This window comes from Streptomyces sp. NPDC057438, assembly GCF_042802995.1.
In the GTDB taxonomy this organism is placed as follows: Bacteria; Actinomycetota; Actinomycetes; order Streptomycetales; family Streptomycetaceae; genus Streptomyces.
Genome location: NZ_JBHVDD010000117.1, coordinates 1 through 24414 on the forward strand (window position 1 = coordinate 1; position 24414 = coordinate 24414).

Genomic DNA, 24414 nt, shown 5'->3' on the forward strand with positions numbered 1-24414 from the left:
GCTCCGGGCGTTGCCGAACGCCCGGAGCCGACCGCCGCTGTGCGGGCATCCCCTGAGTGCTCCGTCCGTGCTCGGCGGGCGTTCCGGTGCCGCGGCGGCGCGTGACGCCGACGAGGTGCGCGCAGCGCCCCCTGGCCTCTCGTGGATCGATGACCTCGTCGGCGACCGACCGCGCCGGGCAACACCCGTCCCGCCCTGGTGCCGGAGCGGCGCGGGATGTGAGGGTGAGACACATGAAGTCCCGCACCGCCTTGTCGGCCTTGGCTGTTTGCGCCGTCTGTGTCGTGCTCGCTCCGCTCGCCGGTTGCGGTGGCGACGGGACGGACCACGAAGCCCCGGTGTCCGGCTCGCCCGCCGAGAGCCCGGCGCCGACCGCCGGGACGACGTCGAACGCTCCCGGTCGGGAGGTCCCCGTCCCGGAGGTCCCCGTACCGGTGCCCGGTGCGCCCGCGCAGAGCCGGTCGCCGGCTCCCGGGAAGGGGTCGAAGGACCCCGACGACATCAACGGCGACGGGTACCGCGACTTCATGCTGTCCCTCCCCGGCGGTGAGCGGGTCGCCGTGCTCTACGGTTCGGCGAAAGGGCTCGACCCCTCGACCCGCACGGTCTACCGCCGCAGAGACCTGGGGCTGCCGGAACCGCAGAAAGGGGTGGCCGCGTTCGAGGGCGCACTCCCGGACACGGTCGCCGATCTCGACGGCGACGGCTTTCCGGACTTCGTCACGACCGCCAGGGACACGTACGTGGAGACCCCGAGCGACGAGGACTACCGCACCGCCCCGTACGTGACCTGGGGCGGGCCCGGCGGACCTGCGGCGAAGGGCGGGGCGAGCGCGGTGCGGCTGCCGCGGAGTGTGACCAGGCTGGGCCTTCAGTACGTGGTGCGCGGCGACTTCGACGGGGACGGGCACCCCGACCTCGCCGGACGCGCGAGGACCGAGCTGGCCCTGGGCGACGAGACGCCCCTGGTGGTGCTGTACGGCCCGTTCGCACGCTCCGGCGTGCCGACGCGCACCGACACCGGCCTGCGGCTGCCGGAGGACGGTGATCTCGTCGTCGACGCCATCGACCCGTCGGGCAAGCCGCGCGCGACGTCCCTGCTGCTCCACGCGTCGAACGACGGCGAACAGTCCGGCAACACCCTCTACCCGGCCCGCCGCGGCACCGGCCTGTCCGCGAACGGCAAGGAGCTGCGTGCCGGCAACGCCCACGCGTTCGGAGACTTCGACGGCGACGGGCAGCGCGATGTGGCCGTGGGGGACGACGGCGGCCACAACAACGAGCCCGACTCCGATACGACGTCGTCCGAAGTCATCGGATCGCTGGACGTGTACCCCGGCAGCGGTGGAGAGCCGGTCGAGTACCGGCTGCCCGAGGCGCCCGAGGGCGCGGGCACCGACTACGGGCCCGGCGGATACGTGGCCGCCGACCCGGACGGCGACGGCCGCGACGGCATCCTGGTCGCCACCTACGAAGGCGCCACCTTCATCGACGGCGACCAGCGCACCCCCGTCCAGCGCAACGTGCGGAAGGGGCCCGAGAAGTCGCGCCACACCCGCCCCGCGGGAGCCGCCGACTTCGACGGTGACGGCAAGGACGAGCTGATCCTCAACTGGGGGTCCGGCCAGTTGTTCGCCACGTATGGCGAGAACCCCACGCACTGGTGGATCACCGACGGCACCACCTCCCGGGACAAGGCGTCCTTCGCGGCGACGGCGCTTGCCCCACGCTCCTAGCTCAGCCCGGCGGATCAGCCCGGCCGGGCCTGCCCTCCCAGGACACGCGGATGGTCCCGTGTCGCCGATCAGGGGCGGACCTGCGGCGGCTCGGCGCCGGTGGGGGCCTCGGCCTCGACCCCTCGGTCAGACCCCACATGTCCCTGCCTCCCGCGGGCTCGGCCGGCACTCCTGCTCGCGCGGGCGGCTCATCGCGGCCACGGCGCCGGCGGAGCGGACGAGCACGCGAACAGCGCGGATTCGGCAGCATCGGGCGCCGCTCCCCGCGGTCGTGCCGTCGCCCAGCCCCTCGCCCGGACATCCGGGCACCGCCCTGATCCGGCTCCCGTCCTGCCCCGGCGGAACACGGGCCGATCACCCGCACATGACGCGGGGCGGCGGACCGCGTGCCCGTCCGCCGCCCCGCCCACCGGGTCGGCTCACCCCGTCAGCGGCCCTTGAAGACGGGTGTCCTCTTCTCCAGGAACGCGCTCATCCCCTCCCTCTGGTCCTCCGTCGCGAACAGGGCGTGGAACACGCGCCGTTCGAAGAGGAGCCCGTCGCGCAGACCGGTCTCCAGGGCCCGGTCGACCGACTCACGGGCCGCCGTGACGGCCGGGCGGCCGTAGGAGGCGATGGTCGCGGCGGCTTCCGCGCTCTCGGTGAGGACGCGGTCGTCCGGGACCACCCGCGACACCAACCCCGCCGCCTCCGCCTCGCGGGCACTCATCGTGCGGCCCGTGAGGATCAGGTCCATGGCCTTGGCGCGGCCGACCAGGCGGGTGAGCCGCTGGGTGCCGCCGATGCCGGGGATCACGCCGAGTTTGATCTCCGGCTGGCCGAAGACCGCCGACTCGCCCGCGATGACCAGGTCGCACATCATCGCCAGCTCGCAACCGCCGCCCAGCGCATAGCCGTTGACCGCCGCGATCTTCGGCGTCCGGAAAGCGGCGAACTCCTCCCAGCCCGCGAAGTAGTCCTCCGTGGCCATGTCCACGGCCGACTTCCCGGCCATCTCCTTGATGTCGGCACCGGCCGCGAAGACCTTCTCCGAACCGGTCACGACGAAGCAGCCGACGCCCGGGTCCCGGTCCAACGGGCCCAGTACGTCGAGGAGTTCGGCCAGCAGCTCGCTGCTGAGGGCGTTCAGGACGTGCGGCCGGTGGAGCCGTACCGTGACGACGTCGTCATGGCGTTCGATCTTGAGGGTGTTCATTTCGAGTCCTCATCTCTGCCTCGTTCGTCGATTCCGGCGGTCCGTCATGAGTCCCAGATCGCGCCGTACGCGGGAATGCCGCGTCGCTCGAGGCCGTGGACGACCTGCCAGGTCAGCTTCTTGTTGGAGATGCAGATGACGGCTTCCGCGCCGAAGTCGCGGTACGCCGTGTACGCGAGCCGCACCATGTCCGGCTTGCCGTGCCGCGAGGTGTCCCACACCACCGCGTCCGGCTGGACGGCGAGGATCTCGTCGACCAGGCCGTCGCCGTAGGTCCTGCGGGGATCACGCGTCGCCCACACGAGCCGTGAGGGCACCTCGGCGGCCAGCAGATGCGGCAGGCAGGGGCCGATGCCGCTGCCGGTGGCGACGTAGATCACCTTGCTGAACAGGGTCTCGATGTTGGCGACCCCGGCCGTGGTGATGCCCTTGACCCAGACCTTCGCGGGCGCGTCGTCGATGAACGAGCCCGTCCAGTCGCCCGCCCGGGAGATGGTCAGACGGAAGCCGGGTTCGCCGGGGGAGGGCACGTTGGCGAACGAGTGCCACTCGGTGAGCGGGCTGCGGCTGATGGCGGTGGAGGACCCCGCGAAGGGGGTCACGCCGTGGTCGAAACGGGCCAGCGCGACGTGCGGGGAGGGCTTCTCGATCCGTACGTCCACCCTGCGCAGCCGCAGCCAGGGCAGGGCGACGCTGAAGGTGACCACGGCCAGCACCCCCAGGGCGACCGGCCCCTGCCCGCCCAGCAGCGTGTGCGTCCAGAACAGGACGAGGGCGCTCCAGCCGCCGAAGCGGTGGATCTTCTCGAAGTGGTCGTGGAAGCGGGCACGGAAGGGTGGCAGAGCGGTGACGACGATGATGGCGAGCAGGGTGACAAGAGTCCAACTCACCGTGACCAGAGCCGGGTCGACCCCCGCGACGGTCGCCACGACCGCTCCCGCGAGGAACCACGCCGTCCCGGCCAGCGCCCCGCCCACGTGCAGTCCGCCGAAGTGGTACACCTTGCCGAGCGTCCACCGCGCCTTCAGCGGCCAGCTGGTCGGCGCCCAGGTCGCCAGCCGGAAGAGGAGGTTGACGACGTACTGCTGCCGTACCACCACGGCGAGCGCGAGGTTCGCGAGGGACGCGTAGCCGATGGTCTCGGCCGTCGGAGCCCAACTCGCCGCCAGCAGAACGATGTTGGCCAGTATCACCAGGGCCGCCAGGCGGTTGTAGTGCATCAGGCGGGGGTGCTTGAGGAGGCGGCGGGGCGCGGACGTGAGCGGCGGGAGTTCGGCGAGAGTCGCGGGAGGCGCCGGGGATGCTGTGGGCGTGCCGCCTCCCGCCTCGGCGGACGCGGTCTCCACGGACGACGTCATCAGGCCGCCCCCTCGCGCACGGACGGCACCACCGGCACCGGCAGCAGGGCTGCCCCCTCGTCCTGAACCGGCACCGCCCGCGCGGCCTCCTCCCGCTGCGCCGCCAGCCGCAGCAGTGCCGCCCGGTCGACCTTGCCCCGGTCCGTCTCCGGCAGCGCGGCCAGCGGAAGGACCGTGGCCGGCACGCAGTAGTACGGCAGGGCGTCGGCCACCGCGCGCCGGGCCGTGTCCGGGTCGACGTCGGCGGGGCAGACGAAGGAGACCAGGCTGCGGGCGTCCCGTTTGAGGGTGACGGCGCGGGAGCAGCCCGCCACCGACTCCAGCACCGAGGAGACGGAGTCGAGCTCCACACGGAAGCCGCGGACCTTGACCTGGTCGTCGGTACGGCCCAGGTGTTCGAGTTCGCCGTCCGGTGTCCAGCGGCCGAGGTCGCGGGTGCGGAACATGCGGCGTCCGCCGCCGAGGAACGGATCGGGGGCGTACCGCTCGGCGTTCAGCTCCTCGTTGCCGAGGTAGCCGGCCGACACGCAGTCACCTCCCGCCCACATCTCGCCGACCTCCCCGATGGGCAGCGCACGCCGGTGCTCGTCGAGGACGTACACCGTGTTGTTGGGGGTGGGGCGGCCGATCGTGAGGAGCGCGTCCTCCACGCGGTGCCGGCGGATCGTGTTGACGATCGTCGTCTCCGTGGGCCCACAGGAGTTGTGGAAGGCGGTCCGCCGGGCCCAGGCGTCCGCGAGCGGGCGCGGGCACGGTTCGCCCGCGACCGCCACCGTCCGCACCCGGGGGCAGTCCGCCGGGTCGATCCCGGCCAGCACCGTCGGCGTCGCGATCAGCACGTCCGCCGTACGGGCCGCCGCCGTGACGTCCTTGCCGCGCACGACGAGCGTGCCGCCGTGGGCGAGGCAGCCGAGGATCTCCCAGGCGGCCATGTCGAAGGCGATGTTGAGGAGCTGGGCGACCCGGTCACCGGGGCGGATGCCCAGGTCGCCGGGGGCGGTGAGGAGGATGTTCGCGACGTTGCGGTGGGTGACCTTCACCCCGTTGGGCTTGCCGGTCGTGCCGGAGGTGAACAGGACGTAGCAGCCGTCGTCGGGGCGTACGGGCCGTTCGAGACGGACCGGCCCTGACGCGGGCGGGCCGGCGGGATCGTCGTCGAGCGTGATCAGCCGGTGTCCGGTGGAGGGCAGGGGCACCCGCAGCGTGTGCTCCGACTGCGTCAGGACGACCCGGGTTCCGGCGGTACGGATGACGTGCCTGAGCTGGGCGGCGGGGGTGAGGCCGATGTCCTGCGGGACGTAGGCGGCGCCGGCCTTCAGCGTGCCGAGCAGCCCGACGAGCATCGGGAGGGAGCGGCGTACGAAGAGGCCGACGTGATCGCCCGGCCGTACGCCCTCCCGGACGAGTACGGCCGCGAGCCGGGTGGCACGGCGGTTCAGCTCGCCGTACGTGATCGTCGTGCCCTGGTGCTCGGCGGCGACCGCGTGCGGTGTGGTGGCGGCCCATCGCTCGAAGGCGTGGTGGAGGAGCGGGTCGGGGACGGGGACCTCGGGTCCATGGCCGAACTGCCGGAACAGGGCCCGGTCTCGGAGGGACAGATGGCTCAGGGGCATGCTTCACAGACCTCCTGGCTGCGTGGGGAGAAGATGCCTCGGGCTACTGAACGCTGACGTGCCTCGAAAGGTGCATGGGTCGAGCGCCGTGCGGAGGTGCGGGCGACATCACCGGTGTGCGGTGGCGCCTCCAGTAGCTTCAACGTTCAACGTGGTCTGCGTCACTGTGAAAACCAGTCACATGACTGGACTTGCGGCACATCGGCAGCTTTCCTCCGGGCAGGCGCCAGGAGCCGCATGCGCAGCGTGCGTCACGGGACGCGGGTGCGGTGTTGGGGGCGTGGTCGGGGGCGTGGTCGGGTGCGGGTCCGGTGGGGCTTCTCGCGCAGTTCCCCGCGCTCCTGAAAGCCCGGGCCCTGCGGGTCTGAAAGCCCAGGCTCCGCGCCCCTGAAAGCCCGGGCCCTGCGGGCCTGAAGCAGCGCGCTCCTCGCGCTCAAGGGGCGCTTAAGACGCGCTCGGCACGCTCGGTGCGGCCACCGGCAGTGGTGGTGGGTCCGTGTCCGGGATGGGGCGCGGGCCCGCGTCGGTGCTCTCGGGACACCGCGGGGCGCCGAGCGACGGGCGATTCAGTGAATGGAGACACCATGGCCACGGTTGTGAACACCGCCGTGGGCGAGCGGACCGGACCGCTGGACCGGCTGCGCGCCCTCCACGCCGAAGGACGCCTCGCCGACGCGTACGACGAGGTGCCCGGTCTGCTGTCCGAACTGGCCGCGGCGGGGGACCCCGCCGGGCCCCCGGCGCCGGACCTGGCGCGAGCCGGGCAGCTGCTGTCCCGGCTGGACCGGGACGAGGTGCTGCGCGAGCACCCCGGCACCGAGACGATCACCGTCGCGGTCACCGGCGGCTCCACCCTCAGCGGGCTCACGGCCCCGCTGACCGCCGAACTCGCCCGTCACGGACTGCTGTCGAAGCTGCACGAGGGCGACTACGACGCGTGGCGCCGCGACCTCCACAACACCGCCAGCGAGATGTACGACGCCGATCTGGCGCTGTGCGTACTGGACGCCGAGATCGTCTTCGGGGAACTGCCGCACCCCTGGCTGGTGGAGGACGTCCAGCGCGTCACCGCCGGGAAGCTGAACCTGATCAGCTCGCTCGTGGAACGCTATGTCACGCGCGGCGGCGGCACCCTGGTCCTCAACACCGTGCCCCTGCTGCGCGGCCATCTGCGCCGCCTCGTCGACGCCCGTTCCCGGGCGCGGCTCGGGGTGATCTGGCGGGAGTTCAACGCCGGGCTGCTGCGGCTGGCCGTCGTGCACGAACGCGTCCACGTCGTCGACCTCGAACCTCTGGTCGCCGCCGGCGGCCCGGTCAACGAGCCGCGGCTCGCCGCCTACGCCAAGGTGCAGTTCGGCGAGGAGATCCTGGCCGGCTACGCCCGGGAGGTCGGCCACCTGGCCCGCGTGCTGCGCGGGCGCACCAAGAAGGTGCTGGTGGTCGACCTGGACAACACCCTGTGGGACGGCATCCTCGGCGACGACGGCCCGGACGGCATCGCCGCCGCCACCACCTACCGGGGCGAGGCGTTCGGCCGGTTCCAGAAGGCCGTCGGACAACTCGGCGCGCAGGGCGTCCTGCTCGCGGTGTGCAGCAAGAACGACATCGAGCCGGTCCGCGCCGTGCTGCGCGAGCACCCCGACATGGCCCTGCGGGAGAGCGACTTCGTGCAGGTCACCGCCAACTGGGAACCCAAGGACCGGAATCTGCTGGAGATCGCCCAGCGGCTCAACCTCGGTGTGGACAGCTTCGTCTTCGCCGACGACTCGCCGTTCGAGTGCGGTCTGGTCTCCCGTAGCCTGCCCGGCGTCGCCGTGGTCCGGCTCGACGAGGAACCCGCCCTGCACGTCGAACGGCTGCTCGCCGACGGCTGGTTCGACGTACGGGAGCTGACGGCCGAGGACCGTGCCCGGCCGACGCAGTACCGCACCGAGGTGGCCCGCCAGGACCTCCTGGAGGGCTCGGACTCCATGGAGGACTACCTCGCGGAACTGGGCGTCGAGGTCACCCTCTCGCCCCCGCGGGACCACGAGATCGCGCGGGTCTCCCAGGTGACGCTGCGCACCAACCAGTTCAACCTCACCACCGAGCGGCTCCAGCAGGCCGACGTGCGGGACCTGCACGAGTCCTCCGACGGGCTGGTGCTGGCGATCCGCTCCGCGGACCGGTTCGGGGACAACGGTCTGGTCGGAGCGGTCCTGGTCAGCGGCGTCGGCACGGACGGCGGGGCGGCCGGCGGCTGGCACATCGACAACATGCTGCTGAGCTGCCGGGTGTTCGCCCGCGGCATCGAACAGGCTTGCCTGGCCGCCGTGTTGCACGAGGCGCGGGCCCAGGGTGCGGCCGCCGTGTACGCCCGCTACCGCCCCACGGCCAAGAACCACCGGGTGCGCGGTCTGTACCCGTCCCTGGGCTTCGCCGAGACGGGCGAGGACGCGGACGGCACCGTGTCGTTCCGGTACGACCTGACCGGGGAACACCTGCCGACGCCGCCGGCGCACGTCCGTCTGCGGACGGACTTCACCCGGCGCTCGTCCTGAGGCGGCGGGCGTGGCCGCTTCGCCCGGCAGGGGGTGGTGGTCCGCGCGCCCGGCGGCGCGGCGGATCAGGAAGGGCGTCGTCACGTTCTTCGTGGACGGGTTCGGCGCGCTCGCCGTCATCTTCGGCATGGTGCCGCCGGCCTCCGTGGAGCAGGCCAAGCAGTGGTGGCTGGACGAGCCGGACCCCGGGAGACCGGGCGGCGCGGTCGCGCCCCCGCTCGACGAGCCGCCGCCCGCGCACCCCGAGCGCCTGGTCCCCGACGTGCCCCTCTCCCCGTGCGAACGGGAGCTGTGGGCCCAATTGCGGGGGCGCGGCCGGGTGGAGGACGGCCCCGGCCGGCGGGAGTGACACCGGCCGCAAGAGGGGCTTTAGAGACGGACCCGACGATCGGCACGACGGGTCCGGCAGACGGCCGGTTCGGCCGGGCCGGCCGATTTCAACGCGATACGAGTCGCTTCGAGGCGAGGGGAAAGACGGTGGCGGAATTCGGTTCATTCGCGGAGGTCGTGCTGACGCGGTCGGACGAACGGGGTGACACGGACGCGTTCGTGTTCCTCGCGGACGGCGTACGGGGCAAGGTGCCCGAGCGGCTGCCGTACCGGGACCTGGACCGTGCGGCCAAGGACATCGCGTCCTGGCTGCAGGAACGGGGACTGGCGGGGCGTCAGGTGCTGCTGCTGTACCCCTCGGGCCTGGACTTCGTGAAGGCGTTCACGGGCTGCCTGTACGCCGGGGCCGTCGCGGTGCCCGCGCCGCTGCCCTCCGAGCAGGGCCAGCACTTCCGCCGGGTGTCCGGCATCGTCCGCGACGCCCGCGTCGGCGCCGTGCTGACCCTCGCCGAGCACGCCCCCGAGGTGGAGGCGTGGCTGGCGGCCGAGGGATTCTCGGACGTGGTCTGCCTGCCCACCGACCAGGGCCCGGTCGGTGACGCGGCCGCCTGGCGCGACCCGCAGCTGACCCCGGACCACCTGGCGTTCCTGCAGTACACCTCGGGGTCCACCAGCGCCCCGAAGGGCGTGATGGTCTCGCACGGCAACCTGCTCGCCAACGAGGCGGCCATCGCCCGCTCCACCGGCAACACCCCCGACACGATGATCGGCGGCTGGCTGCCCTTCTACCACGACATGGGGCTCATCGGGCACATCCTCCAGCCGCTGTGGCTTGGCACCACGAGCGTGCTCATCCCGCCGGTGTCGTTCCTGCGCAAGCCCGCCCGCTGGCTGGAACTGGTCAGCGAGTACGGCGTGAACGCCAGTGGCGGCCCCAACTTCGCGTACGACCTGTGCGTCCGCCGGGTCACCGACGCACAGCTGGAGGGCCTGGACCTGTCGACGTGGCGGACCGCCTGCAACGGAGCCGAACCCGTCAGGGCCGAGACCCTGCAGGCGTTCACCGAGCGCTTCGGGCCCTACGGCTTCCGCCCGGAGACCATGTTCCCCTGCTACGGCATGGCCGAGACCACCCTGTTGGTCACCGGCACCCCCAAGACCCGCGGCGCGCTGCTGCGCGAGGTCGACGCGGCCGGACTGGAACAGGGCACCCTGACGGGCCCCTACCTGGGCGCCCCGCGACGGACCCTGGTCAGCAGCGGGGTCGCGCTGGCCGAGGACTTCGAGGTGCGGATCGTCGACCCCGAGACGCTCGCCGAGCGGCCCGAGGGCCGGGTCGGGGAGATCTGGGTGCGCGGCGCCAGTGTGGCCTCCGGCTACTGGGAGCGGCCCGAGGTGAACGCCGAGATCTTCGGCGCCCGGATCGCCGGCCAGGGGGAGCTGGGCGCCTGGCTGCGCACCGGCGACATGGGCGTCATGGGCAGCGGCGGCGAGCTGTTCGTGACGGGCCGTCTGAAGGAGATGGTCCTGATCAACGGCCGCAACATCTACCCGTACGACGTGGAGAGCGCGGTGCGCGGCCTGGACCCCGCGATCGGCGCCGGGGCCGTCTTCGCCGTCGACAGCGGCGGCCAGGAGCACCTGGTGGTGATCCACGAGATCCGGGCCGCCGCCGCCGGCGCGGACCTGAAGGACGTCGCCACCCAGATCCAGCGGCACATCGGCATGGAGTTCGCCGTCCCGGCGGGCAACGTGCTGCTGGTCCGCCCCGGCACCGTGCGCAGGACCACCAGCGGCAAGATCCAGCGGACGCTGATGCGCAAACTGTTCCTCCAGGGGGCGGTCACCGCACTGCACTCCGTGCTGGACCCGTCGGTGCGCACGCTCGTCGCCGGGGACGCGGACGGCGCGCAGGGCGCCCCGGCCGCCGACCCGTCCATGGCACCGGTGGGCTGAACCATGGACCACCCCCCCTACCGCGTCGCACAGGAGCTGGAGTCGCTGCTCGGCGACCCCGAGGACCCCGGTACGCCCTTCTCCCACGCCCGCAGCCTGGAACTGGACGAGAACGAGGAGTTCCCGGCCGACCTCTGCCGGGTGCTGGAGGGCTGGGGCCTCCAGGAGTTCTACATCCCCGCCGAGCACGGCGGCAGGCTCACCGACTACGAGACCGTCATGCAGGTCATGCGGGTGGTGGCCCGCCGCGACCTGACCGTCGCCGTCGGACACGGCAAGACCTATCTGGGCGGGGTCTGCGTCTGGATCTCCGGCACCGCCGAGCAGGCCCGCGGCCTCGCCGCGGACATCCGGGCCGGGGTGCCCGTCTCGCTCGCCCTCACCGAGCGCGCCCACGGCAGCGACCTCCTCGCCGGCGACGTACGGGGCGAGCGCGACGGCGCGGGCGGCTGGCGCATCAGCGGCGAGAAGTGGCTCATCAACAACGCCACCCGGGGCAGCCTCCTGTCGGTCCTCACCCGCACCGGCGACGACGGCGGGCCGCGCGGCTTCACCGTGCTGCTCGTCGACAAGCGGCGGCTGACCGAGGGGGAGCACTACCGCTGCGTGGACAAGATCCGCACGCACGGCATCCGGGGCGCCGACATCAGCGGCATCGCCTTCGACGACGCCCCGGTGCCCGCGGACGCGGCGGTCGGCGGGGAGGGCGGCGGCGTCGAGACCGTGCTCAAGGCCCTCCAGCTCACCCGCACCATGTGCGCCTCCCTGTCGCTGGGCGCCGCCGACCACGCGCTGGCCATCGCCCTGGACTTCGCCGAGCGGCGCGAGCTGTTCGGACGGCGGCTGATCGACCTGCCGCAGGCGCGGCACGTGCTCGCCTCGGCCGCAGCGGACGTCCTCGCCGGAGAGGCGCTGGCCACGGTCGCCGCCCGTTCCGTGCACACCGTTCCCGACGAGCTGAGCGTGGCCGCCGCGGTCACCAAGTACCTGGTGCCCACCGGGACCGAGGGCGTGATCGTCGAGCTGACCCGGCTGCTCGGGGCCCGGGCCTTCCTCAAGGACGTCCACGCCCGGGGCATGTTCCAGAAGGTCGACCGCGACCACCGCATCGTCGGCCTCTTCGACGGGAACACCCTGGTCAACCTCAACTCCCTGGTCAACCAGTTCCGTTCGCTCTCCCGCGGCTGGCTGCGCGGCGGCGGCGACACCGAGGGCGCCGTCCGCGCCTTCGACCTGGCCACCGGGCTGCCCCCGCTGGACCCGGGGCGGCTGTCCCTGGTGGCCCGGCGCGGCAGCGGCATCATGGCCACGCTGCCTGCGTCGGTGGCGGCCCTGCGCGCCGAGGCCGGCCGTCGGCCGGAGCTCAAGGGCGCGCTGGGCGCGGCGGAGCGGCTGCTCGCGGTCACCGGCCGGGTCCACGAAGAGATGGACGCGTACCGCGCCGTCGTCTCCGACGTCCCGCCCGCCGCCTTCGACGTGGCCCGCCACTACAGCCTGTGTCTGGCCGGCGCCGCCTGCCTCGGCCTGTGGACCCACAACCACCGGGCGGCGCGGGCCGGGCGCACCGGGGAGCTGTGGCGCGACGGGGTCTGGCTGTGGCCCGTCCTCGACCGGCTGCTGGGGAAGCTGGGCGAACCGGACGCCGGGGACCCCGACGCCTACCCGCCGCTGCTGGAGCGGCTGCGGGCCGCACGGGAGGCGGGCGAACTGTTCTCCCTGATCCCGTTCTCGCTCGGCGGGAACACCGGGCGGGGTACGGGGGCATCCGGCGATGCCGCCCCGCGCGCGCACGCACCCGGCGCCGCGACCCCGCGCGCCCACGCACCCGGCGGTGACGGCGGTCCGCCGGCCGCCGTACCGCACGGACAGACCGACACCCGGGCCGCCGTCGGCGGCACCCGGACACCCGAGGGGACGTCATGCTGAGTGATCCCGCGGTCCAGGGGCTGCACGGCAAGGCAGCCCCGACCGGTACCGCCCCTGCCACCGACCCGGCCACGCACCAGGCGCGCGAGAACGCCGTCCAGGCCAGGATCGCCGACCTGGAGAGCCGATTCGGGGACCCCCAGGACCCCGCCAACCCGCTCGGCGCCGCCGGGCTGCTCGCCGCCGACGAGGCCGGGGAACTGCCCGTCGCCGGTGAGCGGCTCCTCGACGACATGGTCCTCAACGCCGAGTTCGTGCCCACCGAGTTCGGTGGGCGGCTGGACCGGCTCGACACGCTCGTCCGCGTGATGCGCCAGGTGTTCCGGCGCGACGTGGCCCTCGGCCTCGGCTACGGCATCACCTCCTTCATGGCCGCCGTCAACGTGTGGACGGCCGGCAGCGAGCAGCAGCGCCGCCGCACCGCGGAACTGCTGCTGGGCGGCTCCAAGGTCTCCGTCGCCTACCACGAGCTGCCGCACGGCAACGACTTCGTACGCAACGAGTTCCGGGCCGACCCCGTGCCCGGCGGCTTCCGCCTGAACGGCCGCAAGGAGGTCATCAACAACGCGGACCGGGCCGACGCCTTCGCCCTGTTCAGCCGTACCGACGACAGTCCGGGCAGCCGCAGCCACTCGGTCCTGCTGGTCGAACGCGACCAGCTCGACGCGGAGCGGTTCGCGGTCCTGCCCCGCTACACCGCCGTCGGGGTGCGCGGCTGCCGGCTGTCCGGGCTGGACTTCACCGACTGCCCGGTGCCCGACAGCACCCTCCTCGGCGCCCGGGGCCAGGGCGTGGAACTGGCGCTGCGCTCCTTCCAGATCACCCGCAGCGCCGTCCCCAGCATGGCCGTCGGCGCCCTCGACACCAGCCTGCGCACGGTGGTGCGGTTCGCCCTCGGGCGCCAGCTCTACCGGCGGTCGGTGATGGAGATCCCGCACGCCTCCGCCACCCTCACCGGCGCCTTCCTCGACCTGCTCATCTGCGACAGCATGGCGACGGTCGGCACCCGGGCGGTGCACCTGCTGCCCGACGAGACCAGCGTGTACGCGGCGGCCGTGAAGTACCTGGTGCCCAAGATGCTCACCGACACCATGTACGACCTGTCGATCGTGCTCGGGGCGCGGTTCTACGTCCGCGAGGGGGAGTTCGGCCTCTTCCAGAAGCACGTGCGCGACCTGCCAGTACTGAGCCTCGGCCACGCGGGCTCCGCGGCCTGCCAGGCCACCATCATCCCGCAGCTGTCCCGGCTGGCCCGGCGCGCCTGGTTCTCGGGCGACGAGGCCCCGCAGAGCCTGTTCCGGCCGCGGGAGGGGCTGCCCGGCATCCCCTTCGAGAACCTCGCGCTCGCCAGCGGCCGGGACAGCCTGAGCGCCTCCCTGGTCGCCGCCGCCGACGGTCTGCCGAGCGGCTCCCCCGAGGAACTCGCGGTCCAGGCACTCGTCATGCGGATGCTGGACCAGCTGCGCCAGCTCCAGGAGGACAGCCTCAGCCTCTCCCCGCAGGACCGCACCGCCCTCGCCAGCCCCGCCAGCTTCGCGCTCGCCGACCGCTACGCGGTGTTCCTCGCGGCCGCGTCCGTCCTCGGCGTCTGGCGCGGGGCGCAGGGAGGTGACGATCCCTTCCTGGCCGACCCGGCCTGGGTGGCCGCCGCACTGCACCGGCTCGCACGCCGGCTCGGGCAGCGCCCGGCCGACCTGCCGCCCGGATGCGAGGGCCGGGTGCACGAGGAAGTGCTCCGACGCTTCCACGAACGCCGCAGCTACGACCTCTACGACACCCCGCTGGCCGGCTGACCGCCGGCCGGCCGGACCCGACGCGCCTTCACCGAGGAGTTCTCCCATGACTGTCCCCGCGACCGACCGCACCGCGAACAACGAGCACACCGCACACACCGTCGAGTCGCTGAGCAGCTGGCTCGCCGACCGGATCGCCCTCTACCTCAGGCGCACGCCGTCCGAGATCTCGCCGACCGTGCCGCTGGCCGAGTACGGCCTGGACTCGGTCGCGGCGCTGAGCCTGTGCGGCGACATCGAGGAGGACTTCGACCTCGTCCTCGAACCCACCGTGGCCTGGGACTACCCGACCGTCGCGGCACTGGCCGAGCACCTGGTGGAGGAACTGCGGGCGATGGAGGGCGAGAATCGATGAGGCCCGTCGCCATCGTCGGCATCGACTGCCGGTTCCCGGGAGCGCCCGACACCGCCGCCTACTGGGACATGCTGATGCGCTCCGGCGACGGGGTGGAGAAGGTGCCCCGACAACGCTGGGACGCCCGCGAATTCCACTCCCGCACCGGCGCGGAAGGGCACTCCAACACCACCGAGGGCGGGTTCATCTCCGACCCGGACGCCTTCGACAACGAGTTCTTCACCGTCTCCCCGCGCGAGGCGGCCGCCATGGACCCGCAGCAGCGGCTGCTGCTCCAGTGCGCCTGGCGCGCCGTCGAGGACGCCGGGATCGCCCCGCAGCGGCTGGCCGGCACCGACACCGGCGTCTTCGTGGGCGTCATGGGCAACGAGTGGGCCCACCTGCACATGACCGACTACGCCCAGGTCACCGCCCAGCTCGGCTCCGGCAACGGCTACTGCATGACCGCCAACCGGGTCTCGTACCACCTCGACCTCAAGGGCCCGAGCCTGGCGGTGGACACCGCCTGCTCCTCCTCCCTCGTCGCCGTCCACCTGGCCTGCAACGCCCTGCTGGCGGGGGAGTGCGACACCGCCATCGCCGCCGGGGTCAACGTGGCCCTCACCCCGGCGCTCGGCATCTTCTACACCCAGGCCGGGCTGTCCGCCCCCGACGGCCGGTGCAAGCCCTTCAGCGCCGACGCCGACGGCATCGGCCGGGGCGAGGGGGTCGGCGCGGTGGTGCTGCGCCGGCTGGAGGACGCGATCGCCGACGGCCAGCCGGTGTACGCGGTGATCCGCGGCACCGCCGTCAACCAGGACGGCCGCAGCAACGGCATCACCGCCCCCAACCGCTGGTCGCAGCAGGAGGTGCTGGCCGCCGCCTACCGGCGGGCCGGGGTCGAACCGTCCGACGTCGTCTTCACCGAGGCCCACGGCACCGGCACCGTCCTCGGCGACATGATCGAGACCAAGGCCCTCGGCCAGCTGCACGCCGGCCGCTCCGGGCGCCCGCTGGCCCTCGGCTCGGTCAAGGGCAACATCGGGCACACCGAGGGCGCGGCGGGCATCGCGGGACTCATCAAGGTCGCCCTGTCGCTGCACCACAAGACGGTCCCCGCCAGCCGGTTCGCCGCCCGCGAGAACCCCGCGCTGAAACTCGCCAAACTGGGGATACGGCTGCTCAAGGCACCGCTGCGGCTGCGCTCGGGCCCGGCGATCGGCGGCCTGAGCAGCTTCGGGATGGGCGGCACCAACGCCCACGCCGTCCTGGAGTCCGCGCCCCCGTACGCCGCCCGCCCCGAGGCGGGGGACCCGGAGTCCGGGCGCACCGGCCGGGCCGGCGGCGCCACGGGGCTCGGGGCCGGGGTCTTCACCCTGACCGCCCCCTCGACGGCCGCCCTCCGCCGCAACCTGCTGGTCCAGGCCGACGCGCTGGAGAAGCGCCGGGTGCCGGCCGGCCCGCTGTCCTGGAGCAGCAACCGCGTCAAGACGGGCCACCGCTACCGCTTCGCGGTGCCGGCCCGGGACACCGGCGAACTGGCCACGACCCTGCGCGAGGCCGCCGGAGACGACGACCTGCTGGCCCGGCTCGTCGGCAACGCGGCGGGCAGACCCCAGGTGGCGCTGCTGTTCACCGGTCAGGGCTCGCAGTACCCGGCGATGACCGCGCGGCTGTACCTGCAGTCGCCGCTGTACCGCAGGTTCCTCAACGAGGCCGACGAGGCGCTCGCCCCGCACGTCGGCGGCTCGGTGCGCGACCTGCTGCTCTCCGGCGACGAGGCCGTCCACCGCACCGGCTGGGCCCAGCCCGCCCTGTTCGCCGTCGAGTACGCCGTGGCGGCCAGTCTCGGCGAACTCGGGGTGCCGCCGGCGCTGCTGCTCGGCCACAGCGTCGGCGAGTACGCCGCGGCCGTGCTGGCCGAGGTCTTCCCTCTGGAGCAGGCCGCCCGGCTGATCGCCGCCCGGGGCGCCCTGATGGAGCAACTGCCCGAGGGCGGCGGCATGCTCTCCGTACGGGCGCCGCTCACGGAGCTGACCGAACTGGTGGCCTCGGAACCCCTGGTCGGGGTCGGCGCGGTCAACGGCCCCCGGTCCACCGTGCTCTCCGGAGACCTGGCGTCGCTGGGACGGATCGACGACGAACTGAAGCGACGGGGCGTCAGGACCAGGCGCCTGGAGGTCTCGCACGCCTTCCACTCACCGCTCATGGACCCGATGCTGGACCGGTTCGCCGCGCTCGCCGACGAGACCGGCGGCGGGGTGCCCAAGCTCCCGGTGTACTCCACCGTGCGCGGACGGCTCCTGGAGGCCGAGCCGATGGACGCCAAGTACTGGACCGAGCACATCAGCGCCCCCGTCCTGTTCGGCGACGCGATGGGCCGGCTGCTGGAGGCGGGCCCCACCCACCTGGTGGAGACCGGCCCCCGCCCGGTCCTCAGCGGCATGGCGCGCTCCCTGCGCTCCGCCGCCGGAGCCGGCGTGCACACCGTGGCCCCCGTGTCCGGCGAGGAGGCCGACGGCCGCACGTTCGCCGAGGCGCTGGCCGAACTCTTCCGCAGCGGACTCGACCCCCGCTGGGACGCCGTCTACCCGCAGGAGGAGCGGCAGCCGCAGCGGCTGGCCCCCTACGCCTTCTCCGACGCGCACCGGTTCTGGGCCCGCACCGCCGTCCGGGCCGCCCCGGCGGCGGACCTCAGCGTCGTACCCGACCGCCCGGACACCGCGGCACCGCACCAGCGGGAGCAGCAGGCCGGGAACGGACATGGTGCCGTGCTCACGGCCGTGCTGCCCGCCGCCCCGGAGGACGCGGCGACGGACCCGGTGGCCCGCGCCGTCATCGAGGCCGTCGCGGAGGTCGGCGGCTACGCCACGGACGAGGTCTCGCGGCTGTCGCTGCTCTACGAGGACCTGGGCTTCGACTCGGTGATGATCATGGAACTGAAGGACCGGCTCCAGGAACGCCTCGACGGGCTGGAGACGATCAGCGTGCAGGACCTGTTGCCCCGGCTGTCCTCGGTCGGTGACCTCGTCGACTACCTCCAGGACCGCGTCGGTTCGGCCGTCGCGTAGCCGATCCGCGGTCACGGCAGGGCGCCCGCCCCGTGACGGACTCCAAGGAAGGACCGCTCGTATGCAGTCGGAACACCCACCCCAGCACGGCTCCGCCCCCTCCGGGCCGGTCTCCTACCTCGCCTCGGTCGGCACCGCCCTGCCGGGCGACCCGGTCGACAACGCGGCGCTGGCGCGGACTCTCGGCGTCAACGAGGAGTGGATCGACGTGTTCATCGGCACCCGGACCCGGCACTTCGCCCGGGACCTGGAGACCGGCGAGGTGCGCTGGTCGCTCGCCGACCTGTGCGCCCGGGCCGCCGAGCAGGCGCTCGCGGCCTCCGGACTCGCCCCGCACGAGATCGACTTCGTGGTCATGGGCACCGCGACCCCGGACCATCTCATGCCCGCCACCGTCAACCACGTCGCCGACCAGCTCGGCCTGGACCAGCTGCCCACGTACCAGCTCCAGTCCGGCTGCGCCGGCGCCGTCCAGGCCCTGCAACTGGGCCACACCATGGTCACCGGCGGAGGACACCGGGCCGGCCTGGTCATCGGGGGCGACGTCTGCAGCAAGCACCTCGACCTGAACCGGGACCTGTCCGCGGCGGCACCCAGCGACCTCGTCAACTACGTCCTCTTCGGCGACGGAGCCGGCGCCGCCGTCATCACCTCGGAGCCGCGCGGCCAGCGCCTGGCCCTCAGCGGTGTGCTGAACCGGTTCACCGGCCTCGGCCGGGAGCCCGGCCAGATCATCGACTGGTTCGGGCTCGCCGACCGGCACGAGGACCGGCAGGCGGTGCGCGAGGACTACAAGGCCATCGAGGAGTCCGTCCCCGTCATGGCCGTGGAGATCCTCTGGGAGCTGCTGGAGGACCGCGACTGGACCCCCGAACAGGTCGACTTCCTGCTGCCGCCGCAGCTGTCCGGCCGTATGACACGCCGGATCGCGGAGGAACTCGGCCTGCCCGGCGCCGTCGAGGTGTCCTGTGTCGCGGACACCGGCAACAACGGCAACGCCCTGCCCTTCCTCCAGCTGGAGGCACTGCTGCAGAAGATCGGCGTGGGGCAGCGCGCACTGGCGGTCGCCGTCGAGTCCAGCAAGTGGATCAAGTCCGGCTTCGCGCTCGAAAAGATCTGACCGTCCCCACACACCCGCCCGGAGGGCCGTACGCCATGCACACCATCGACGACTTCGTCCGTCTCGTCAGGGACGAGCTCGGCATGCCGCTGGAGGAGTACCAGATCTCCGCCGACCTGGACCAGCTGCCCGAGTGGGACTCGCTGTACCTGCTGAAACTGGTCACCGCCCTGGAGCAGGCCGCCGGCCGCTCGCTGCCCGTGGGCAGACTGCTGGAGGCCCGCAGCCTGGGCGAGATCTACCAGCTGGCGGCGCGGCCATGACCGGCTCCGGGGCCGGCGGGACTGCGCCGGCCCCCGCCCGGGCACACCCCGAGCGCCGGCGCCGGCACACCCTGTACTTCCTGGAGCACGCCGCCCGGCAGCGGCCCGTCCACCTCGACACCGACATCGACATGACACACGTCCAGGCCCACCGGGCGGCGGCGAGGGCCGCCGGCCGGCGTTACTCGGTCGTCACCTATCTGCTGCACGCCACCGGCCGGGTGCTGCACCGGCACCCGGAGGCCAACGCGGCACTCGCCCCGGCGCGGCTGTTCGGGCTGCGCGGACCCCGCACCCTGCGGTTCCCGGAGGTCACCGCCAAGCTGGCGCTGGACCGCACCGTGGACGGGGAGCGGACCGTGCTCTCCGCGCTGCTGCCCGGCCTGGAGCGCGCGGGCCTGGACGAGATCCAGCGCCGCGTCGACCGCTACCGGGGACCCGGCACCGAACAACTGCCCGAGTTCCGCGGGGTCCGGCTGCTCGGGCGGCTGCCGGTGCCGCTCGGCCGGCTGGCCTTCGCCGCCGCGACGCGCGACCCGGCCTCCCGGCCGGGCGTCTTCGGCACCGTGGCGGTCAGCTCCCTGGGCCACCGGCCCGTCGACGGCTTCCACTCCAGCGGCGGCACCGCCGTCACGCTGTGCGCGGGGCGCGTCGTCGACCGGCCGGTCGTCCGGGACGGGCGGCTCGCGATCGCCCCGGTGATGCGGCTCGGACTCACCTTCGACCACCGGATCCTCGACGGCGGAGCCGCCGCCGACGTACTCGGTGATCTCAAGCAGGAAATGGAGGGCTTCGATGACGGCGCGGAGGACGACGGCACCCAGCCCATCGCTCGGGGAGCCGGTGCGGATCTCCGGCCGTGACGGAGCCTGGGACCAGGTGCGCGCGGACCTGGAGGAGCACGAGGTCGCGGTGTTGCACGCCCGGCTCGCCGACTGGCGGCCGGACCGGGCGGGCGGCCCGCGGCTGCGCGCCCTGCTGGGCCGCGACTGGGACCGGTACCTGGAGATGACGCACCCGGACGTGCGGACGAGGTTCGCCGCTTCCCGGGTGCTGCTGAAGTTCGCCGCCGCGGTGGCGCTGCGGGTGCCCCCGCAGGCCGTCGAACTCGGGTACGGCCCCACCGGCCGGCCCTATCTGCGCGGTTACGACGCGGTGGACATCAGCCTCAGCCACACCGACGACCTGCTGCTCATCGGGCTCGCCACCAAGGGGCTGATCGGGGTGGACGCCGAGCGGGCGGACCGTCCGCTCTACACGCGCGGGCTGCACCGCCACGTCTGCACACCGCACGAACTCACCGTCCTGGAGCGGCTCCCGGCACAGCGGCGGGGAGCCGCGCTGGTGCGCATGTGGACGCTCAAGGAGGCCTACAGCAAGGCGATCGGGCAGGGACTGCGGTTCCGCTTCACCGACTTCGGCTTCAGCGGCGACGGCCGGCCCGCCCGGGTCCTGGCCCCGGACGGGGCACCGGGCACGGGCGTCGAATGGCAGTTCCGTACCTTCTCCGTGGACGGCGGCTTCGTCGTCAGCGTCGCGGTGAGCGACGCCGGTTTCGGCGGCACACGGGACACGGACGCGCGCACCATGCTCGATCCGCGGGTGGTCGCGGCGGTGGCCGAGGCCCTGGGCGACGACGCGGACGGCGACGACCCCGACGGGGGAGAGGACGGACTGCTGGACTGGTGAGGGACCGCGCGCGGCGCGCCGGGGTGAGGAGGACTCCTTCCCGCCCGGCGCGCCGCCGTGTGCCGTGGCGCAGGGCCCGGCCCGCCGGGACGGCCGACGGCGCACCCGGGGAGCGCTTAGCGCGGCGCAACCCGTGCGCCAGCCCGGCTTAAGGGACGGCGGCCAGCATCTTCCCCGGGCGGGCCGCCCAGCCGGGGGACGTCCCCCGCTCCCGGCCAGGAGGCCCGCCCGCCGTACGACCGGACAGCCCCGCCCGCCGCCGGTACGACCAGGAAGGCCATCGAGCCCTCCGGCCGCATCCCCCGGGCATCGGCCCCGCACCCCGGAGGAGACGGAGAACAGCGATGGACCATCTCGCGGAACTCAAGGAGTTCGCGCGGCTGCACGCCCGCGGCCAGGGCATCGGCGACCGCCAGGTGGCGGCCGTGCTGCCGAGGATCACCAACGACGAGCCGGGGCACCCCGCCTCCTGGGCCCGGGTGTGGACCGGCGAGGCCGACCGGCTGGCCTTCGCCGGCCGTCCGCTCGACGCGTGCCGGCACTACGCGCTCGCCCGCTTCCCGTACCACGGCGACGACGTCCGTCGCAGGGCCCAGGACAACTGCGTACGGACCTTCGACGACTGGCGTCGCCGGCGGGGCGTCGAACGCCTGGTCCTCGACCATCCGGACGGCACGGTGGTCTGCTGGGCGAGCGGGCTCGACGCGCGTCGCCGTCGGCCGCTGCTCGTGGTCATGGGCGGCATCGTCAGCGTCAAGGAGCAGTGGGCGCCCCTGCTGCCCCGGCTCGCCCGCCTGGGATACGCGGCGGTGGTCACCGAGATGCCCGGCGTCGGGGAGAACACCCTGCGCTACCACGCGGACTCCTGGCGTCTGCTGCCGTTCCTGATGGACCGGCTGGCCGGCCGTGCCGCCGTGACCCGCACCTCCGTCCTCGGCCTCAGCTTCAGCGGCCATCTCGCGCTGCGCGCCGCGGCCGCGGACCCGCGCATCCGCTCCGTCCACACCGTCGGCGCCCCCGTGGCCGGGTTCTTCACCGACCCCGTCTGGTGGCCCCGGGTGCCGGGCATCACCGTCGCCACGCTGCGCCGGCTCACCGGCGCGGCCTCCGACGCCGAACTGCGAGCGCTGCTCGCGGACTTCGCTCTCGGCCCGGACGTCCTGGACGCGGTCGGCATCCCGGTCGGGTACGTGGTCAGCGCCCGGGACGAGATCATCCCGCCCACGGAGCACCAGCTCCTCGCCTCCGCTCTGCCCAGGGTGCGCCTCAAGGAGTTCGACGACGTCCACGGCTCCCCGGCGCACCTGGGCGCCCTGCGCAAGTGGCTGATCGCCTCACTGCTCCGGGCCCGCGCCACGACCCGCGGCCGCCGGGCCACGCCGGGCCGGAGGCCGCCCACGCTCGTGGACGGCACCGGAGCGGCCGGCCCCTTCGCCGGGGCCGGCACGACCGCTCGGCCCGGCACCGCCGGGGGCGCTCCGCTCGCCGAGACCGGAACCGGTACGACGAGCCCGTCAGCCCCCGCCCCGTCCGGCTACGCCGACGCCATACCCCGGCAGCCCCAGCCGACTCCCGCGGAGTGAACGTCCCGTGTCGGTGCATCGGTTGTCGCAGGGCGCGTGTCCGGCGTCTGTTCGCCGACTGTCGCCGGGCGAGTGCCTGGCGGCGGTCCGTCGGCTCCTGCCGGGCGCACGTACCGCGTCCGTCTGCCGGCTCCCGCTGGGTGAACGCCCCGGGTGCGTCCGTCGGTTGTCGCCGGGTGGGCGTCTGGCGGCGGTCCGTCGGTTCCCGCCGGGCGAGTGCCATGCGTCCGTCCGCCGGCTCCTGCCGAGTGACCGTCCCGCGTCTGTCCGCCGGCTCCCGCCGAGTGACCGTCCCGCGTCCGTCTGCCGGCTCCCGCCGAGTGACCGTCCCACGTCCGTCCGTCAGCCCTCGCCGAGTGACCGTCCCGCGTCCGTCCGTCAGCCCTCGCCGAGTGACCGTCCCGCGTCCGTCCGTCGGCCGTGGTCGGGTGCCTTTCGCGTGCGTGTCCGTCCGCTCCCGGCGAGTGCGGGTGGCGGCCGGCGGGTCCGGGGCGGCGGGCACGGCGCCCGGCCGGCGGCTTCTCCGACCGCGCGCCGCCCAGCCCAGCGGCAGCGCTCCCGCGTCCTTCCCTCGCACACCTATCCAGAGGTGGCTCTCATGTCCTCCGTGCACACCCTCCGCGCTCCTTCCCCGCAGGCCCAGGTGTTCGCTCCGTGGCGGACGCGTACCCCCGGCCTGGCGCAGCCCTGGCGTTCGCTGATGTCGCTCGGTCTCGATCCCGAGCCCGACGCCGAGAGCGTCCCCGGCGCCCGGGCGACGGGCGCACCGGACGTCGTCGAATCCGCTCCCGTTCCGCGCCGCCCCGTCCGTGACCGTCACCCGATTTCGCAGGAGGCCTGAACCGTGGCCGACGCCCCCTTCACCGCCCGCTCGCCCTTCCGGCCCAGCCGCCAGCCGGGCCGGCCCGGCCCCCGTGCGGTGGGCCGCAACGAGGTCCGGGTCCGCACCCGCCACCTGCACGGCTACCGCTTCGCCTACCGGATGGCCGGCAAGGGCGAGTCCGCCGTGGTGCTCATCCACGGCATCGGCGACTCCTCCGCGACCTGGGCCGACATCATCCCGGGCCTGGCCGCCCGCCACCGGGTCGTCGCCCCCGACCTGCTCGGCCACGGGGCGTCGTCCAAACCCCGGGGCGACTACTCACCCGGCGCGTACGCCAACGGACTGCGGGACCTGCTCAGCGCCCTCGGCATCGAGCGGGCCACCCTCGTCGGCCACTCGCTCGGCGGCGCGGTGGCCGCCCAGTTCGCCTACCAGTTCCCGGAGCGCACCGAGCGGCTGGTCCTGGTCGGCAGCGGCGGCATCGGCCGCCAGGTCTCCCCGCTGCTGCGGGCCGCCACCCTGCCCGGCGCCGAACTGCTGCTGTCGGCCTTCCAACTGCCCACGGTGCGCTGGCAGTTGCAGATGATCGTCAAGGTCATGCAGACGCTGAACACGGGCCTGGGCGTCGACGCGCCCGATCTGCTGAGGGTGGTCGACGCCCTGCCGGACGCCAGTTCGCGCAGTGCCTTCGTACGGACCCTGCGGGCCGTCGTCGACTGGCGGGGCCAGGTCGGCACCCTGCTCGACCGCTGCTATCTGACCCAGGGCATGCCGACCATGCTGCTGTGGGGCGGCCGGGACATGGTCGTCCCGGCCCTGCACGCGGGCCTCGGCCATGTCTCCATGCCGGGCAGCCGGCTGGAGATATTCGAGGAGGCGGGACACTTCCCGTTCCACACGGACCCGGAACGTTTCCTCGGCGTGCTCCACGACTTCATCGCCCGTACCGAGCCCGCCCGGTTCAGCGCCGAGGAGTGGCGGCAGCTGCTGCGCACCCGCCGTGCCCGTCACCGCGGCACCCTCCCCCTCCAGGGGCGGGCCACCGGATGACGGCGGGCCGCGCGGTGACCGGAGAGGTTCACCG

Annotated in this window: 18 protein-coding genes; 15 read left to right on the forward strand and 3 right to left on the reverse strand. The window is 73.7% G+C overall.

Translation table 11 applies throughout. From position 1 onward, the window contains the following. Positions 1-233 precede the first annotated feature (233 nt). A complete protein-coding gene (locus ACFU5F_RS38300; protein WP_383897758.1) occupies positions 234-1736 on the forward strand; it encodes a hypothetical protein in 1503 nt (500 codons plus the stop codon). A gap of 427 nt (positions 1737-2163) precedes the next feature. Here the strand turns inward: ACFU5F_RS38300 and ACFU5F_RS38305 are convergent, their stop codons facing one another. The 3 genes from ACFU5F_RS38305 to ACFU5F_RS38315 are packed head-to-tail and all read right to left on the reverse strand — an operon-like array spanning position 2164 to position 5902. Continuing rightward, on the reverse strand, positions 2164-2931 hold the full coding sequence (locus ACFU5F_RS38305) for an enoyl-CoA hydratase-related protein (RefSeq protein WP_383897759.1): 768 nt from the start codon (positions 2929-2931) through the stop codon (positions 2164-2166). Positions 2932-2975: 44 nt separating this feature from the next. After that, complete coding sequence (locus ACFU5F_RS38310; RefSeq protein WP_383897761.1) at positions 2976-4289, reverse strand: hypothetical protein; 1314 nt, start codon at positions 4287-4289, stop codon at positions 2976-2978. Then, the gene (locus ACFU5F_RS38315; RefSeq protein ID WP_383897763.1) at positions 4289-5902 is read right to left on the reverse strand and encodes an amino acid adenylation domain-containing protein; all 1614 of its coding nucleotides are present in this window, start codon (positions 5900-5902) and stop codon (positions 4289-4291) included. Before ACFU5F_RS38315 ends, ACFU5F_RS38310 begins: the two co-directional genes overlap by 1 nt. A gap of 584 nt (positions 5903-6486) precedes the next feature. Between ACFU5F_RS38315 and ACFU5F_RS38320 the strand changes: the two genes are divergently transcribed. From ACFU5F_RS38320 to ACFU5F_RS38385, 14 genes are all read left to right on the forward strand, one after another. Further along, positions 6487-8442 carry an HAD-IIIC family phosphatase gene (locus ACFU5F_RS38320; RefSeq protein WP_383897765.1) on the forward strand — a complete coding sequence of 652 codons (1956 nt, stop codon included), beginning with the start codon at positions 6487-6489 and terminating at the stop codon, positions 8440-8442. Positions 8443-8452: 10 nt separating this feature from the next. Then, positions 8453-8791 (forward strand): DUF6059 family protein, encoded by a 339-nt coding sequence (locus ACFU5F_RS38325; protein ID WP_383897767.1) that lies wholly within the window; start codon positions 8453-8455, stop codon positions 8789-8791. 128 nt (positions 8792-8919) lie between these two features. Then, entirely contained in the window at positions 8920-10728 is a 1809-nt protein-coding gene (locus tag ACFU5F_RS38330) for a fatty acyl-AMP ligase (RefSeq protein WP_383897768.1), read from the forward strand. A gap of 3 nt (positions 10729-10731) precedes the next feature. Beyond that, positions 10732-12654 (forward strand): acyl-CoA dehydrogenase family protein, encoded by a 1923-nt coding sequence (locus ACFU5F_RS38335; protein ID WP_383897770.1) that lies wholly within the window; start codon positions 10732-10734, stop codon positions 12652-12654. Continuing rightward, the gene (locus tag ACFU5F_RS38340) at positions 12648-14447 is read left to right on the forward strand and encodes an acyl-CoA dehydrogenase family protein (protein WP_383897771.1); all 1800 of its coding nucleotides are present in this window, start codon (positions 12648-12650) and stop codon (positions 14445-14447) included. Before ACFU5F_RS38335 ends, ACFU5F_RS38340 begins: the two co-directional genes overlap by 7 nt. Before the next feature lie 46 nt (positions 14448-14493). After that, complete coding sequence (locus ACFU5F_RS38345; protein WP_005478986.1) at positions 14494-14802, forward strand: acyl carrier protein; 309 nt, start codon at positions 14494-14496, stop codon at positions 14800-14802. Further along, a complete protein-coding gene (locus ACFU5F_RS38350; RefSeq protein ID WP_383897773.1) occupies positions 14799-17852 on the forward strand; it encodes a type I polyketide synthase in 3054 nt (1017 codons plus the stop codon). Before ACFU5F_RS38345 ends, ACFU5F_RS38350 begins: the two co-directional genes overlap by 4 nt. Positions 17853-17913: 61 nt before the next feature. Next, positions 17914-18972, forward strand: a complete 1059-nt coding sequence (locus ACFU5F_RS38355) for a 3-oxoacyl-ACP synthase III family protein (RefSeq protein ID WP_383897774.1) — start codon at positions 17914-17916, stop codon at positions 18970-18972. Between the two features lie 35 nt (positions 18973-19007). Next, positions 19008-19235, forward strand: coding sequence for an acyl carrier protein (locus ACFU5F_RS38360; RefSeq protein WP_013003872.1), 228 nt, complete (start codon positions 19008-19010; stop codon positions 19233-19235). Further along, the gene (locus ACFU5F_RS38365) at positions 19232-20098 is read left to right on the forward strand and encodes a 2-oxo acid dehydrogenase subunit E2 (RefSeq protein ID WP_383897776.1); all 867 of its coding nucleotides are present in this window, start codon (positions 19232-19234) and stop codon (positions 20096-20098) included. Before ACFU5F_RS38360 ends, ACFU5F_RS38365 begins: the two co-directional genes overlap by 4 nt. Continuing rightward, positions 20031-20924: a 4'-phosphopantetheinyl transferase family protein gene (locus tag ACFU5F_RS38370; protein WP_383897778.1), complete on the forward strand. Its 894-nt coding sequence runs from the start codon at positions 20031-20033 to the stop codon at positions 20922-20924. Before ACFU5F_RS38365 ends, ACFU5F_RS38370 begins: the two co-directional genes overlap by 68 nt. Positions 20925-21268: 344 nt before the next feature. Continuing rightward, positions 21269-22507 (forward strand): alpha/beta fold hydrolase, encoded by a 1239-nt coding sequence (locus tag ACFU5F_RS38375; protein WP_383897780.1) that lies wholly within the window; start codon positions 21269-21271, stop codon positions 22505-22507. A 598-nt stretch (positions 22508-23105) separates the two neighbouring features. Further along, positions 23106-23348, forward strand: a complete 243-nt coding sequence (locus ACFU5F_RS38380) for a hypothetical protein (protein WP_383897782.1) — start codon at positions 23106-23108, stop codon at positions 23346-23348. 3 nt (positions 23349-23351) lie between these two features. Beyond that, on the forward strand, positions 23352-24380 hold the full coding sequence (locus ACFU5F_RS38385; RefSeq protein WP_383897784.1) for an alpha/beta fold hydrolase: 1029 nt from the start codon (positions 23352-23354) through the stop codon (positions 24378-24380). Positions 24381-24414: the final 34 nt, after the last annotated feature.